The sequence below is a fragment of the Myroides sp. WP-1 genome (genome assembly GCF_014145635.1).
In the GTDB taxonomy this organism is placed as follows: Bacteria; Bacteroidota; Bacteroidia; order Flavobacteriales; family Flavobacteriaceae; genus Flavobacterium.
In genome coordinates, this window is record NZ_JACHTC010000003.1 from 56284 (window position 1) to 72001 (window position 15718).

The following is a 15718-nucleotide window of genomic DNA, read 5'->3' on the forward strand; positions in this document are numbered from 1 at the left end:
ATTGGGATTAAAACCAGAAAGTCCTTGTTTAGACAAGGACTTTCCGACTGTTATTTTTCTTTTTTAGCTTCGATATATTGGCTAACGGTTTTAATTTCTTGTTCTTTTTTCTTGGGATAAATCAACAATATATCTTCTTTATCCACAACGATGTAGTCATTCAATCCATCAATCACAACGCGCTTTCCTTTATCTGAACGAACAATATTATTCGTTGCATTATTGAAATACACATCTGCATTCACTACAGCGTTATCCGAAATATCTTTGGGAAGTTTCTCATACAACGATCCCCATGTACCTAGATCATTCCAATCAAAAGTAGCGGGTAGTACATATACGTTATTCGCCTTTTCCATGACTGCATAATCAATAGATATATTATCAGCTTTAGAATAGTTTTCATCGATAAAAGCCTTTTCTTGCTCTGTATTAAGCAAATCATAGCCTGCATCGAAAAGTTCGGTCATTTCTGGTTGAAAGTTAGAGAATGCATCTAAAATTGCACTAACACTCCAAACAAATATTCCTGAATTCCACAAGAAGTGTCTACTTTGAATAAACTTTCTCGCTGTAACATAATCTGGTTTTTCACGGAATTGAACAACCTTTTTAATTGGTCGAGAATCGAGTTTATTAAATTCGATATATCCATATCCAGTATTGGGAAACGTCGGTAAGATCCCTAGAGTCATCAATACTTGATCTCGTTCACAAACGTCAAATGTACGCTGTAAATTAGACACAAATTGAAGCTCATCTTCAATCCAGTGATCACTAGGTGCAACGACCATAACAGCATCAGGATTAAGTTTTTTTATTTTCATAGCTGCATACAAAATACACGGAGCGGTATTTCGCATGGCAGGTTCTAAAATGATATTATTGGGTTCTACTGAAGGCAACTGTTCTTGTACAATTGTTTTGTAATTCTCATGCGTCAATATCAAGATATTTTCTTTGGGTATTAACTGAGACAATCTCATGAATGTTTTTTGAATCAGTGTTTCTCCTGATCCTAACATATCGTGGAACTGTTTAGGGAATTCTGGAGTACTAACTGGCCAAAAACGCGAACCAACTCCTCCCGCCATTACAACAGCATAATAATTCGAACTCATACTATTCTTCTTATTGTTTTACAACATAATGTGTCATCATTTCAACTTCGGCATTTGCTTTAAACACAAATAATCGCCCGGTTGCTATCTCCAAACACTCAAATCTTTTTACACGCAATGGACCGCGTTTAAACACCTTGCCATTATATGTTTTGAAATGACTCCCCAAGGGAATTTCATACACAAAACAACGGTTACTACTTTTATCGACTGGGTCGTACATCTTCATCGCTATGGATAAGCGTTCGTCTGTATCGCTACTTGCAGAGGGATTTCTGAAATGATTAGCCAAAAGCGGCAATAACCGATCTGGAAAAACTTCTGGTCTTAAAAAAGGCAACATGAGTAAGCGAAACGTTTGTTTCCACTCTACTCCATGGGGTTTAATATGGCGTCCATATTTTTGAAAAGCTACTAAATGAGCAATCTCGTGAATTAATGTCATTAAAAAACGATAGGGATTCAAATTGGAATTGATGGTAATTAAATGTTTCCCATCCAATCCTCGTGTATAATCTCCATGACGTGTTACCCTTTCATTTACAATTTTTAAATGAATGTGATAATGCTTAATTAATTCAAAGGCTGCCTCTAGCGCTGGTTCAGGTAAATAAGGCTTGAGTATCGTAATCAATATTCTTTTTTTTAAGGGGTAGTACTAGATGCTTGTAGTACTTTTCCATTAAAATATTTATTTCCCGTAAGTGCAAAATCACTTATATATTCACCTATTTCTTCTGGCATCAATGGTGCTTGATATCCAGGAAATGCTTCTTCTAACATTTCGGTTTGAACTGCTCCTAATGCGATTACATTAAACGCAATTCCTTTCTCTTTGTATTCTTCTGCTAAGAGTTCGCTTAGTATAATCACTGCTCCTTTACTTGAGCTATAAGCTGCTAAGCCCCCAAACTTCATTGTTCCTTGAACTCCTCCCATGCTACTGATAGTAACAACATGGCTATTCACCACAAAATAAGGGATACACAACTGAACCAAACGAGCTAACCCAAATACATTTACTTTATACACCCATTCAAATTCATCTTGCGTGATCTCTTCAAAAGGTTTATTCACTAAGGCACCTGCATTGTTGATCAAAATGTCTATATGTCCCCACTGTGTAGCGACATATTCTTTTACTTGTTGTAGATCAGCCTCAATAGTAAGATCTATCTCTAGACAAGTTACATTTTCTAATACAGCTAAATCAGCAGATTTCTTGCGAGAAATAGCGAGTACTTTGTGTCCTTTAGCTGCTAATATCTTAACTGTTTCTAAACCAATACCGCGGCTTGTTCCCGTAACAATAATATGTTTCATTTTAGTTTTTCAATCTAATTTCACCAGAAGGTAAGTTAATCAATTTTTCTACGACAGGAACAAATTTCTTTGTTAGTTCTGTCATAAAAGGTACATCCATCAAATGCGCTTCATCCTTGACATGATGATAGTATATAAAATTTTCAAAGTCAGAAGAGCTAAAAGTTTGACTTGGTATTTTATAAGCCTGATAAAAAGGGTAATTATCAGAACGCATAAATAGTTTCATTTTTTCTGCATCTTCAAATCGTCCAGCAAGAGGTTCTCCTGCTAACGCATTTATTTTTTCTGCTAGATTGCTTTGATCGTACCCGGTAATAAAAGTGGTATACTCTCTTTTCATAGGAACTCCAAGCATTTCGAAATTCAGCATGAGTACAACATTGGCATTTTCATTTTTTAAGCGTTTTGCTAAGTGTTCTGATCCTAAAAGCCCTAATTCTTCAGCAGTAAAAAAGCAGACAACAACGGTGCGCTTTAAATCTTTTTGAGACAAATTACGCGCTAGTTCTAACAGAACACTTACTCCCGAAGCATTGTCATTAGCACCATTGGCAATAGAATCACCTGCAATTGGTTTTTGAATGCCAATATGATCATAATGTGCACCTAGAACAACTATTTCGTTTTTCAATTTTGAATCTGATCCAGGAATCACTCCCACTACATTCCAAGTATTTTCAACAGCAGTTAGCTTGTCTTCATAACTTTCATAATAAGGTTGAATACCATACTCCTTTAACTCTTTTGCCAAATAAGTAGCTGCTTTCACATTACCTTCATGTCCCGAATCTCTACCTAGTAATTCATCAGACGCCAAATAATTCAGGGATGTATTAATTTTTACCGATGAAACCTCTACTTGAGACTCATTTGGCAGATTAGACGATACACTACAAGAAGTAGCTACGATCGCCACTAAAAAACTAAAATATTTCACTTTAAACATGGCTCAAAAATACAAAATACACTTGTTATTTTACAGTATTTTAGCTTTAGTTTGTATTAAAAAAACAAAAAAAAGCTTGCAATATGCAAGCTTTTTGATTTTATTCTGTAAGAATTGACTACGCCAGCATTGTAACTGGGTTTTCAATATAACTTTTCAGTGTTTGTAAGAATTGTGCACCTGTAGCACCATCAACTGTTCTGTGGTCACAAGCCAACGTTACAGTCATTGTATTACCTACAACAATTTGTCCATTTTTAACTACTGGTTTTTCTACAATAGCTCCAACAGATAAAATGGCTGAGTTAGGTTGATTGATGATCGATGTAAACGATTGAATTCCGAACATTCCCAAGTTTGAAACTGTAAATGTACTTCCTTCCATCTCTGCAGGTGTCAATTTTTTTGTTTTTGCTTTACCTGCCAATTCTTTTACTTTTGTTCCAATATGCGTTAACGACATTTGATCTGTAAAAGGCAATACTGGCACAACTAGTCCATCCTCTACTGCAACAGCAACTCCCACTGCAATGTGGTTATTGTAGATTGTAGCATTGTCAGTCCATTGTGTATTTACTTGTGGGTGTTTACGCAAAGCCATAGCACATGCTTTAACCACCATATCATTAAACGATACCTTTGTATCTGGCATCTCGTTAATCAACTTACGAGAAGTCATGGCGTTATCCATGTCAATTTCGATAGTCAAGTAATAATGAGGTGCTGTAAATTTAGATTCCGCTAAACGACGTGCAATTGTTTTGCGCATTTGAGAGTTTTTCACTTCTTCGAAGCTTACTTCTCCAGCAGGAATAAAAGGTTTTACCTCAGGTGCAGTAGCAGTTGCTTGAGCAACTGGAGCAGCCGTTGAAGTAGTTGTTTGAGCAGCACTAGGTACGAAATTCTCAACGTCTCGTTTAATAATACGACCATTTTCACCACTTCCTTTTACTTGAGTCAAGTTAATTCCTTTCTCTTCTGCTATTTTTTTAGCTAAAGGCGAAACGAAAACGCGTCCACCTGTAGTAGAAGTTTCAGTTGCAACAGCTACTGTAGTTGATTCAACTGCTTTTGGTGCTTCCACTGGCGCTTCAGTTGTTGTAGCAACTGCCCCTCCATTTTTAGCTCCTTCAACTAAAGCCGTCACATCAGTTCCAGCAGGTCCTAAGATAGCTAAAACACTATCGATAGGCGCTGATTCACCTTCTTGTATACCAACGTATAAAAGCGTTCCTGATTCGAAAGCCTCAAATTCCATTGTTGCTTTATCCGTTTCAATCTCCGCTAAAATATCGCCTTCTTCGATTTTATCTCCTACTTTTTTGATCCAACTAGCCACCGTACCTTCAGTCATCGTATCACTTAAACGAGGCATTGTGATCACTTTCACACCGGCTGGAATAGCTGGTGCTGCAGTGGTGGTTTTTACTTCTGCTTCTGGAGCTTCTACTTCTGCTACTTTTTCAGCAACAGGAGCTGCACCTCCACCAATTAAAGCCGTAATATCCTCACCTTCTTTTCCAATAATAGCAAGAAGCGAGTCAACTGGAGCAGCTTCCCCTTCTTGTAATCCAATGTATAACAATGTACCTTCGTAAAAAGATTCAAATTCCATTGTTGCTTTGTCTGTTTCGATTTCAGCAAGGATATCTCCTTCAGAAATCTTATCTCCAACTTTCTTTAACCAAGCTGCAACAACACCTTCTGTCATGGTGTCGCTTAAGCGTGGCATTGTAATTACTTCTGCCATATTATTTTATTATAATCTATGAGGTAAAAAAGGGTAATTCTCTTGTTCGTATACTACGTCGTACATTACGTTTAGTTCTGGGAATGGAGATTCTTCAGCGAATTTCTCACATTCAGCAACTAAGTCTTTTACGCGTTGATCCATCGCTTCGATTTCGCTTTCAGTTGCATAACCGTTTGCTTTAATTACATCTAATACTTGTGTAATTGGATCTATCTTTTTGTACTCTTCAACCTCTTCTTTTGTACGGTAATGTTGAGCATCTGACATCGAGTGACCTCTGTAACGGTATGTTTTCATTTCAAGTAGTGTTGGTCCATCTCCACGACGCGCTCTTTCGATTGCTTCGTACATAGCCTCTGCTACTTTTACAGGGTTCATTCCATCTACTGGTCCACTAGGCATTTCATATCCTAATCCCAATTTCCAGATCTCTGAGTGATTTGCTGTTCGTTCTACTGATGTTCCCATTGCATATCCATTATTTTCAATAATAAATACTACAGGTAACTTCCAGTTCATTGCCATATTGAATGTCTCGTGCAATGATCCTTGACGTGCAGCCCCATCACCGAAGTAACACATCGTTACTGCTTTTCTATCAAAATATTTATCTGCGAATGCTAATCCAGCTCCTAAAGGAATTTGTCCACCTACAATTCCATGTCCTCCATAGAAGTTATGTTCTTTAGAAAAGATGTGCATTGAACCTCCCAAACCTTGAGAAGTACCTGTCCCTTTTCCTAACAATTCAGCCATAATTCTTCGTGGATCAACGCCCAGTCCGATTGGTTGTACGTGATTTCTGTATGCTGTAATCATTTTGTCTTTTGACAAATCCATTGCGTGTAAAGCTCCAGCCAAAACCGCTTCTTGCCCGTTATACAAATGTAAGAATCCTCTTACTTTTTGTTGAATATATAAAGCTGCAAGCTTGTCTTCAAACTTTCTCCAAAATAGCATGTCTTCATACCACTTTAGATAAACTTCTTTTGTAATTTCTTTCATATGACTTTACTTTTCATGAGTAGTGAACCTACTCTAAATACAGACTTTGCTAAATACCCACTATACTGTGGAAAGGCAAAAATAGCACATCTACTTTAGATTGAAAAATTTATTTGAAGTATTTTAAATTGTAGGTATTATTCTTTATATTTTTTAAGAAAACATTTCATTTTTATTGAACATCCCCTCTTAACAATACTATTAATATAGTACACCAACTAAGTTTAGACCCCATTATTCACATTCATTTTATTCTTTTTATACGAAAGTTATACTCCAAACTCGATACGCTATTCTTTTCCTAAAATTCACCTTCTATCTATTTTGATTCCAAGCATCATTATATTCTATTTTAATCCATAATTCACAGCATTTTATCCAAAAAATAAGCCCTTTTAGAGAATTTCTCTTCAAGGGCTCGATTCACGCTTAAAATAAAATATAAATTAGGTCATTACTTTACTGCTTGTATCAAACGAGTGGTAACAACGACTATCCTAATTTGGGTTTTATTGTAAGATCAAAAGAAATACACCAGCGCTCACTTAATGCTCGCTTATTTGGATTCCTATACACTTACTTCTCCATTTTTGTTGTGTTGCGTAGTTCTTTTATTTTCGTGAGACAAAGCAAGTCAATTTCAGCACAACTTCCAATTAATTCAAATTAAGGTATAGTTAACCGATATCAATTTTAAGTTATCAAATTAAGCGATCACCGCAGATCGCTGTGACAAATCAGATCCGTTAGGTATTTCAGATAGGAGCAAATATCAAAAATAATGTAACTGGCTATTCAATTCGACTACCAAAACCATGGATTTAGCAATAAAACAACACTAATAAGAAGAAACAAGCAATAACAAGAGAATTTTAAAAGGTTAATACAGGGGTAACACAAAGCAAGACGAAGCAGAACTACATAAAAAAAGCCTCACACTTTCGTGCGAGGCTTTTCTTTATATAGCGCTAATTAAGCTTCTCCTTTTGGACCAAAGTTGATAGGAGGCATTGCATTATTACTTGAATCGTAATCTTTAATTGCTCCATTAGACTCTTCGAATCTACTGATATTATCTTCCAGTGCTCGTAATAGTCTTTTAGCATGTTGCGGTGTCAAGATAATTCTTGATTTCACTCTAGCTTTTGGTACACCCGGCATGATGTTCACAAAATCGACCACAAATTCAGTGTTTGAATGATTGATTATTGCCAGATTGGAATAAGTTCCTTCTGCCGTTACTTCATCCAATTCGATATTGAAGTTATTTTGATCTTCAGCCATGTCTTAGAAGTTTAATTCTTGTTCTTGCGTTAATAAATCTCCATTTTCATTTGAAGAAACAATGATACTTTCATACTCACGCATACCAGTACCAGCAGGGATTCTATGTCCAACAATTACGTTTTCTTTTAATCCCATTAATGTATCAATCTTACCAGCTACAGCTGCTTCGTTTAACACTTTTGTTGTTTCCTGGAATGACGCTGCAGAGATAAACGACTTCGTTTGTAACGAAGCTCTAGTAATACCTTGTAGAATTGGAGTACCAGTAGCTGGCATAACATCTCTAGCGATTACTAAGTTTTTATCTTCGCGTTTTAACAATGAGTTCTCATCGCGTAATTCGCGCATTGAAACAATTTGTCCTTCTTTCAAGTTCTCAGATTCACCAGCATCAACAACAACTTTCATACCGAATAAACGATCGTTTTCAACGATAAAGTCACTTGTGTGAATTAATTGATCTTCTAAGAACAAGGTATCCCCTGGATCTTGAATTTGAACTTTACGCATCATTTGTCTAATAACAACCTCGAAGTGTTTGTCATTAATTTTTACCCCTTGTAAACGGTAAACTTCTTGAATTTCGTTTACTAAGTACTGTTGAACAGCTGAAGGTCCTTGGATACGTAAAATATCATCTGGCGTAATTGCTCCGTCAGACAATGGTAAACCTGCTCTTACGAAGTCATTCTCTTGAACTAAGATTTGGTTAGAAAGTTTAACTAAATACTTTCTTACATCTCCTGTTCTAGATTCAACAACGATCTCTCTGTTACCTCTTTTCACTTTACCGAAAGATACTACCCCATCAATTTCAGAAACTACAGCTGGATTCGACGGATTACGCGCTTCTAAAAGCTCTGTAATACGAGGTAAACCTCCTGTAATATCCCCTGCTTTTGAGGTATGACGAGGAATCTTAACTAAAACTTTACCAGCTTTAATTTTCTCTCCGTCATTTACCATTAAGTGAGAACCTACTGGTAAGTTGTATGAACGAATTAACTCACCGTCTTTACCGTAAATTAATAAAGTAGGAATTAATTTTTTGTTTCTTGATTCGCTAATTACCTTTTCTTGGAAACCAGTTTGCTCATCGATTTCAACCATGAACGTTTGTCCTTGTTCGATATCTTCATAAGCAACTTTACCTGTGAACTCAGAAACGATTACACCGTTATAAGGGTCCCACTTACAGATAATAGCTCCTTCTTCAACAACATCTCCGTCATTTACAAAGATTGTAGAACCATAAGGGATATTGTTTGTTGTTAACAAAATTCCTGTATTTGAATCGTACAATTTCACCTCTGTAGAACGAGAGATAACGATGTTGATCTTCTTTCCTTCGTGGTCTTCACCTTCAACTGTTCTAAGTTCTTCGATCTCTAAACGACCTTTAAACTTAGCGTTGATTGTAGAAGTTTCAGAAATATTTCCAGCAGTACCCCCAACGTGGAAGGTTCTCAATGTTAACTGTGTACCAGGCTCCCCAATTGATTGAGCAGCAACAACACCAACAGCTTCACCTTTTTGAACCATTCTTGCTGTAGCAAGGTTACGTCCGTAACATTTCGCACAGATACCAACTTTAGCCTCACATGTCAATGGAGAACGAACTTCAACCGATTCGATAGGAGCTGCGTTGATTGCTTTAGCGATTGCTTCAGTGATTTCCTCACCTGCACCAACGATTACTTCTGAGTTTAAAGGATTCACTACGTTGTTTAACGCAACACGTCCTAATACTCTTTCTCCTAATGTTTCAATTACCTCTTCGTTTTTCTTTAATGGCATTACATCAATACCTCTCAAAGTACCACAATCCACCGAGTTAACGATTACATCTTGTGCAACGTCATGTAGACGACGAGTTAAGTATCCAGCATCCGCTGTTTTTAACGCCGTATCCGCAAGACCTTTACGAGCACCGTGAGTAGAAATGAAATACTCTAAAATCGATAGACCTTCTTTAAAGTTAGAAAGAATCGGGTTTTCGATAATCTCACCACCACCTGCTGTTGATTTTTTCGGCTTAGCCATCAAACCACGCATACCAGTTAACTGACGAATCTGCTCCTTAGAACCCCTCGCTCCAGAATCCAACATCATGTATACTGAGTTAAATCCTTGTTTATCTTCGCGAATGTTCTTCATCGCTAATTCAGTTAACATAGCGTTTGTCGATGTCCAAACGTCAATAACTTGGTTGTAACGCTCATTATTTGTGATAAGCCCCATGTTATAGTTCATAGTAATATGATCTACTTGTTGGTTTGCATCATCAATCAAATCTTGTTTTTTCTCTGGAACGATAATATCACCCAAACTGAATGACAATCCTCCGCGGAAAGCGTAACCATAGCCCATTCCTTTGATATCATCTAAGAATGCAGCTGTTGTAGGTACGTCAGTTGTAGCTAAAATACCTCCAATAATATCACGAAGTGATTTTTTCGTTAATACCTCATTGATATATCCTGCTTTTTCAGGAACTACCTCGTTAAACAAGATACGTCCAGCAGTAGTTTCAATGATTCTATACGCTAATTCACCTTTTTCGTTATAATCTTTCGCACGTACTTTAACACCAGCATTCAAGTCAAGTTTCCCTTCGTTGATAGCAATGTGTACTTCCTCAACAGAGTAGAATGTTAATCCTTCTCCTTTTACAATTTCTTCTGGTGTAGACTTACGTAACTTAGTCATATAGTATAGACCAAGTACCATGTCTTGAGAAGGTACTGTAATAGGCGCACCATTCGCTGGGTTCAAGATATTGTGTGAAGCCAACATTAACAATTGAGCTTCTAAGATTGCCTCTGGTCCTAATGGCAAGTGAACTGCCATCTGGTCACCATCGAAATCCGCGTTAAACGCCGTACACACTAATGGGTGTAACTGAATCGCTTTACCTTCAATCAATTTCGGTTGGAATGCTTGAATACCTAAACGGTGTAACGTAGGGGCACGGTTCAATAGAACAGGGTGTCCTTTAATCACGTTTTCTAAGATATCCCAAACTACTGGCTCTCTCTTATCAATAATTTTCTTCGCAGATTTTACTGTTTTTACGATACCTCTCTCAATCAATTTACGGATTACGAACGGTTTGTAAAGTTCAGCAGCCATATCTTTTGGCAATCCACACTCGTATAATTTCAATTCAGGTCCAACGACAATTACCGAACGAGCAGAATAATCCACACGTTTACCAAGTAAGTTTTGACGGAAACGTCCTTGTTTACCTTTTAATGAATCAGATAATGATTTTAATGGACGGTTAGACTCAGTCTTAACAGCAGAAGATTTTCTTGTGTTGTCAAATAGTGAATCTACAGCCTCTTGAAGCATACGTTTTTCATTACGCAAGATTACTTCAGGAGCTTTAATTTCCATTAATCGTTTTAAACGGTTGTTACGGATAATCACACGACGATATAGGTCATTCAAATCCGACGTTGCAAAACGACCACCATCTAATGGCACTAATGGACGTAATTCAGGTGGAATAACAGGAATCACTTTTAGGATCATCCATTCAGGTCTATTCTCGCGATTCTCGTTTGATTCACGGAAAGCCTCAACCACTTGAAGACGTTTTAATGCTTCGGTTTTTCTTTGTTTAGATGTTTCGTTATTAGCTGCGTGACGCAAAGTATAAGACAATTGATCTAAGTCAGTTGTCGCTAATAAATCCATAATACATTCAGCACCCATTTTAGCGATGAATTTATTTGGATCTGTATCATCTAAGAATTGATTTTCCATCGGAAGAGAATCTGCGATATTCAGATATTCTTCTTCAGTTAAGAAATCAAGGCGATTTAGCGCTTCACCCTCGGCATTTTTAGCAATACCTGGTTGAATTACGACATAACGCTCGTAGTAGATGATCATATCTAGCTTCTTAGACGGAAGACCTAAGATATAACCAATTTTATTAGGTAAAGAACGGAAATACCAAATATGTGCAATAGGCACAACAAGGTTGATATGCCCTACTCTATCTCGACGTACTTTCTTTTCAGTAACTTCAACACCACAACGGTCACAAACGATTCCTTTGTAGCGAATTCTTTTATACTTACCACAAGCACACTCGTAATCTTTTACAGGACCAAAAATACGCTCGCAGAATAAACCATCACGTTCTGGTTTATGCGTACGATAGTTAATTGTTTCTGGTTTTAAAACTTCCCCTCTTGATTCAGCAAGAATCGATTCAGGTGAAGCTAAACCAATTGAGATTTTATTAAACCTTTTTACGGTATTTTTCTCTTTATTTCTATTCATGGTAAACTTACTTGTTAAAGTGTATGATAAAGAGTAAGCAGCAAAAACTGCTTACTCTAAAATCTATAGTTTATTCTTCTAATCTGATGTCTAATCCAAGACCTTTTAATTCATGCATTAATACATTGAATGATTCAGGCAATCCTGGTTCTGGCATAGTTTCACCTTTAACGATAGCTTCGTAAGTTTTCGCTCTACCAATAACGTCATCCGATTTTACCGTCAAAATCTCACGTAATGTACTTGATGCTCCGTATGCTTCTAGAGCCCAAACCTCCATCTCTCCAAAACGCTGACCTCCAAATTGAGCTTTACCTCCTAATGGTTGTTGCGTAATTAAAGAGTATGGTCCGATTGAACGCGCGTGCATCTTATCATCAACCATGTGTCCTAATTTCAACATGTAAATAACTCCTACTGTTGCTCTTTGGTGGAAACGTTCTCCTGTTCCTCCATCGTACAAATAAGTATGTCCAAATCTAGGAATACCAGCTTCATCTGTAAGCGCATTAATTTGATCTAATTCAGCACCGTCGAAAATTGGAGTAGCATATTTTTTACCCAATTTTTGTCCAGCCCATCCTAATACAGTTTCATAGATCTGACCAATGTTCATACGAGATGGTACCCCTAATGGGTTTAACACGATATCCACTGGCGTACCGTCTTCTAAGAATGGCATGTCTTCATCTCTAACGATTCTAGCAACAATACCTTTGTTACCGTGACGTCCTGCCATCTTATCCCCAACTTTTAACTTACGTTTTTTAGCAATATAAACTTTTGCAAGTTTTAAGATTCCAGATGGTAATTCATCCCCAACCGTAATCATAAATTTCTCTCTACGTAAAGCACCTTGTAAGTCGTTCAACTTAATTTTGTAGTTGTGGATCAAATCAGTAATCATACTGTTTGTCTCTTCATCAACTGTCCATTGTCCTTTCGTTAAGTGAGCGAAATCATCTACAGCATGTAACATTTTTTGAGTGAATTTCTTTCCTTTCGGTAAGATTTCCTCTCCTAAATCATTCAATACACCTTGTGATGTTTTACCATTCACGATGAAGAATAATTTTTCAACCAAACGATCTTTTAACTCATTAAACTTCACTTCGAATTTTGTTTCTAATAAAGCTAAATCATCTTTGTCTTTTGAGCGTTTGCGTTTGTCTTTTACAGCTCTTGCAAATAATTTTTTATCTAACACAACTCCTCTTAATGAAGGCGAAGCTTTTAACGATGCATCTTTAACATCTCCAGCTTTATCACCGAAGATTGCGCGTAATAACTTCTCTTCAGGTGTTGGATCAGACTCACCTTTCGGTGTAATTTTACCAATAAGGATATCACCAGGCTTAACTTCAGCACCGATGCGGATCATACCGTTTTCATCTAAGTCTTTTGTTGCCTCTTCACTTACGTTCGGGATATCATTAGTCAACTCTTCGTTTCCTAATTTAGTATCACGTACCTCAAGTGTATAGTCATCAATGTGGATAGATGTAAAGATATCTTCACGCACTACTTTTTCAGAGATCACGATAGCATCCTCGAAGTTGTACCCTTTCCATGGCATAAAAGCCACTTGCAAGTTACGTCCAAGCGCTAACTCTCCGTTTTGTGTAGCATATCCTTCACATAATACTTGTCCTCTTGTTACTCTATCTCCTTTGCGAACAATAGGTTTCAAGTTGATACAAGTACTTTGGTTGGTTTTTCTAAATTTAATTAGATTGTATACTTTTTCGTCTGGATCGAAGCTGATTAAACGCTCTTCATCCGTACGATCGTATTTAATAATAATTTTTTGAGCGTCTACATACTCAACAACTCCTTCACCTTCAGCGTTAATTAAAACACGTGAATCCGAAGCAACTTGTCTTTCTAAACCTGTACCTACGATTGGAGAATCCGCACGTAATAAAGGCACAGCCTGACGCATCATGTTTGATCCCATCAACGCACGGTTGGCGTCATCGTGTTCTAAGAACGGAATCAATGAAGCTGAAATTGAAGCGATCTGGTTAGGAGAAACGTCAGTATAGTGTAATTCTTTAGGTTCAACCACTGGGAAATCCCCTTCTTCTTTTACAACTACACGTTCTTCTGTAATGTTTCCTTCGCTATCCATTGGAACGTTCGCTTGAGCGATTAACATTCCTTCCTCTTCTTCAGCACTTAAATATACTGGATCGTTCACGATATCCACTTTTCCTTCCACTACTGGACGGTATGGAGTTTCGATGAATCCCATGTTATTCACTTTTGCATACACCGCAAGAGATGAGATCAAACCAATGTTTGGTCCCTCTGGCGTTTCAATAGGACATAAACGTCCGTAGTGTGTATAGTGAACGTCACGTACCTCGAAACCAGCTCTTTCTCTAGATAAACCTCCAGGTCCTAAAGCTGATAAACGACGTTTATGTGTAATCTCTGCCAATGGATTCGTTTGATCCATGAACTGAGATAACTGGTTCGTTCCGAAAAATGAATTAATCACTGAAGATAATGTCTTCGCGTTAATTAAGTCGATTGGAGTAAACACTTCGTTGTCACGTACGTTCATACGCTCGCGAATTGTTCTAGCCATACGTGCTAAACCAACACCAAATTGAGCTGATAATTGCTCACCTACAGTACGTACACGACGGTTTGATAAGTGGTCAATATCATCAATCTCAGCCTTCGAGTTAATCAATTCAATCAAGTATTTAACAATAGTGATAATATCTTCTTTTGTCAATACCTGTTTGTCAATTGGGGTATCAAGATTAAGTTTTTTATTCATTCTGTAACGACCTACCTCACCTAGATTGTAACGTTGGTCGGAGAAGAATAATTTATCAATAATACCGCGTGCAGTTTCCTCATCAGGCGGTTCTGCATTACGCAACTGACGGTAGATGTGCTCTACTGCCTCTTTTTCAGAGTTAGTAGGGTCCTTCTGTAACGTATTATGAATGATGGCATAATCTGCCTGATTATTGTCTTCTTTATGTAGGAGGATATTCTTAACGTTCGCCTCAATGATTTCTTCGACATTATCTTTATCTAGGACTGTATCACGGTCTAAGATAATCTCATTTCTCTCAATTGAAACTACTTCTCCTGTATCTTCATCTACGAAGTCTTCATGCCAAGTGTTTAACACACGTGCAGCAAGTCGACGACCGATGTATTTTTTCAATCCTGTTTTTGATACTTTTACCTCCTCTGCAAGGTCGAAAATCTCTAGGATATCCTTGTCTCTTTCGAATCCAATTGCACGGAATAAGGTAGTAACAGGTAATTTTTTCTTTCTATCAATATAGGCGTACATTACGCTATTGATATCAGTAGCAAACTCAATCCATGATCCTTTGAAAGGAATAACTCTCGCCGAATACAATTTAGTTCCATTAGCATGGAATGACTGTCCAAAGAACACACCAGGTGAACGGTGTAATTGAGACACTACCACACGCTCAGCTCCATTGATTACAAATGTACCGCTAGGCGTCATATACGGTATAGTTCCCAAATACACATCTTGAACGATAGTCTCGAAATCTTCGTGTTCTGGATCAGTACAGTACAATTTTAAACGCGCTTTTAACGGAACGCTATACGTTAGTCCTCTATCAATACATTCTTCAATTGAATAGCGAGGAGGATCAACAAAGTAATCAAGAAACTCCAATACAAACTGATTTCTCGTATCAGTGATCGGGAAGTTCTCCATGAAGGTATTATATAAACCTTCATTACCTCTTTCTTCTGATTTCGTTTCTAACTGAAAGAAATCCTTAAAAGACTTAACCTGGATATCCAAGAAATCTGGATAAGCAGGAATATTCTTTGTAGAGGCAAAATTTAATCTTTCATTCTGATTTGTGATCATCAATGGACAATAAATTTTGTTTATAATGTTTAATAAGATTTACGCACAAATCGATTTATACGCAAAATGGTTTAGGCCTTTGGGATTGCTCCCAAGACCTA

At 37.3% G+C, this 15718-nt stretch carries 9 protein-coding genes; all 9 read right to left on the reverse strand.

All coding sequences use genetic code 11. The features are described 5' to 3' along the window. Positions 1-50: 50 nt before the first annotated feature. On the reverse strand, positions 51-1121 hold the full coding sequence (locus tag H4K33_RS03750) for a mannose-1-phosphate guanylyltransferase (protein WP_182647153.1): 1071 nt from the start codon (positions 1119-1121) through the stop codon (positions 51-53). 10 nt (positions 1122-1131) lie between these two features. Next, positions 1132-1755, reverse strand: coding sequence for a SprT-like domain-containing protein (locus H4K33_RS03755; protein WP_182647154.1), 624 nt, complete (start codon positions 1753-1755; stop codon positions 1132-1134). An 11-nt stretch (positions 1756-1766) separates the two neighbouring features. Next, the gene (locus H4K33_RS03760; RefSeq protein ID WP_182647155.1) at positions 1767-2444 is read right to left on the reverse strand and encodes an SDR family oxidoreductase; all 678 of its coding nucleotides are present in this window, start codon (positions 2442-2444) and stop codon (positions 1767-1769) included. A 1-nt stretch (position 2445) separates the two neighbouring features. Then, positions 2446-3393: a M28 family metallopeptidase gene (locus tag H4K33_RS03765; RefSeq protein ID WP_182647156.1), complete on the reverse strand. Its 948-nt coding sequence runs from the start codon at positions 3391-3393 to the stop codon at positions 2446-2448. A gap of 118 nt (positions 3394-3511) precedes the next feature. Next, positions 3512-5143 carry a pyruvate dehydrogenase complex dihydrolipoamide acetyltransferase gene (locus tag H4K33_RS03770; RefSeq protein WP_182647157.1) on the reverse strand — a complete coding sequence of 544 codons (1632 nt, stop codon included), beginning with the start codon at positions 5141-5143 and terminating at the stop codon, positions 3512-3514. Positions 5144-5152: 9 nt separating this feature from the next. Next, positions 5153-6151, reverse strand: coding sequence for a pyruvate dehydrogenase (acetyl-transferring) E1 component subunit alpha (pdhA, locus tag H4K33_RS03775; protein WP_182647158.1), 999 nt, complete (start codon positions 6149-6151; stop codon positions 5153-5155). A gap of 972 nt (positions 6152-7123) precedes the next feature. Next, positions 7124-7435: a DUF3467 domain-containing protein gene (locus tag H4K33_RS03780; RefSeq protein ID WP_182647159.1), complete on the reverse strand. Its 312-nt coding sequence runs from the start codon at positions 7433-7435 to the stop codon at positions 7124-7126. Positions 7436-7438: 3 nt separating this feature from the next. Next, a complete protein-coding gene (rpoC, locus tag H4K33_RS03785) occupies positions 7439-11734 on the reverse strand; it encodes a DNA-directed RNA polymerase subunit beta' (RefSeq protein ID WP_182647160.1) in 4296 nt (1431 codons plus the stop codon). Positions 11735-11804: 70 nt separating this feature from the next. Next, positions 11805-15617 (reverse strand): DNA-directed RNA polymerase subunit beta, encoded by a 3813-nt coding sequence (gene rpoB / locus H4K33_RS03790; RefSeq protein ID WP_182647161.1) that lies wholly within the window; start codon positions 15615-15617, stop codon positions 11805-11807. Positions 15618-15718 lie beyond the last annotated feature (101 nt).

Excerpts from the sequence above, each read along its gene's own strand:
- rpoC (WP_182647160.1), bottom strand. The coding sequence starts at position 11,734 with ATGAATAGAAATAAAGAGAAAAATACCGTAAAAAGGTTTAATAAAATC.
- H4K33_RS03765 (WP_182647156.1), bottom strand. The coding sequence starts at position 3,393 with ATGTTTAAAGTGAAATATTTTAGTTTTTTAGTGGCGATCGTAGCTACT.
- pdhA (WP_182647158.1), bottom strand. The coding sequence starts at position 6,151 with ATGAAAGAAATTACAAAAGAAGTTTATCTAAAGTGGTATGAAGACATG.
- rpoB (WP_182647161.1), bottom strand. The coding sequence starts at position 15,617 with ATGATCACAAATCAGAATGAAAGATTAAATTTTGCCTCTACAAAGAAT.
- H4K33_RS03760 (WP_182647155.1), bottom strand. The coding sequence starts at position 2,444 with ATGAAACATATTATTGTTACGGGAACAAGCCGCGGTATTGGTTTAGAA.
- H4K33_RS03750 (WP_182647153.1), bottom strand. The coding sequence starts at position 1,121 with ATGAGTTCGAATTATTATGCTGTTGTAATGGCGGGAGGAGTTGGTTCG.
- H4K33_RS03780 (WP_182647159.1), bottom strand. The coding sequence starts at position 7,435 with ATGGCTGAAGATCAAAATAACTTCAATATCGAATTGGATGAAGTAACG.
- H4K33_RS03770 (WP_182647157.1), bottom strand. The coding sequence starts at position 5,143 with ATGGCAGAAGTAATTACAATGCCACGCTTAAGCGACACCATGACAGAA.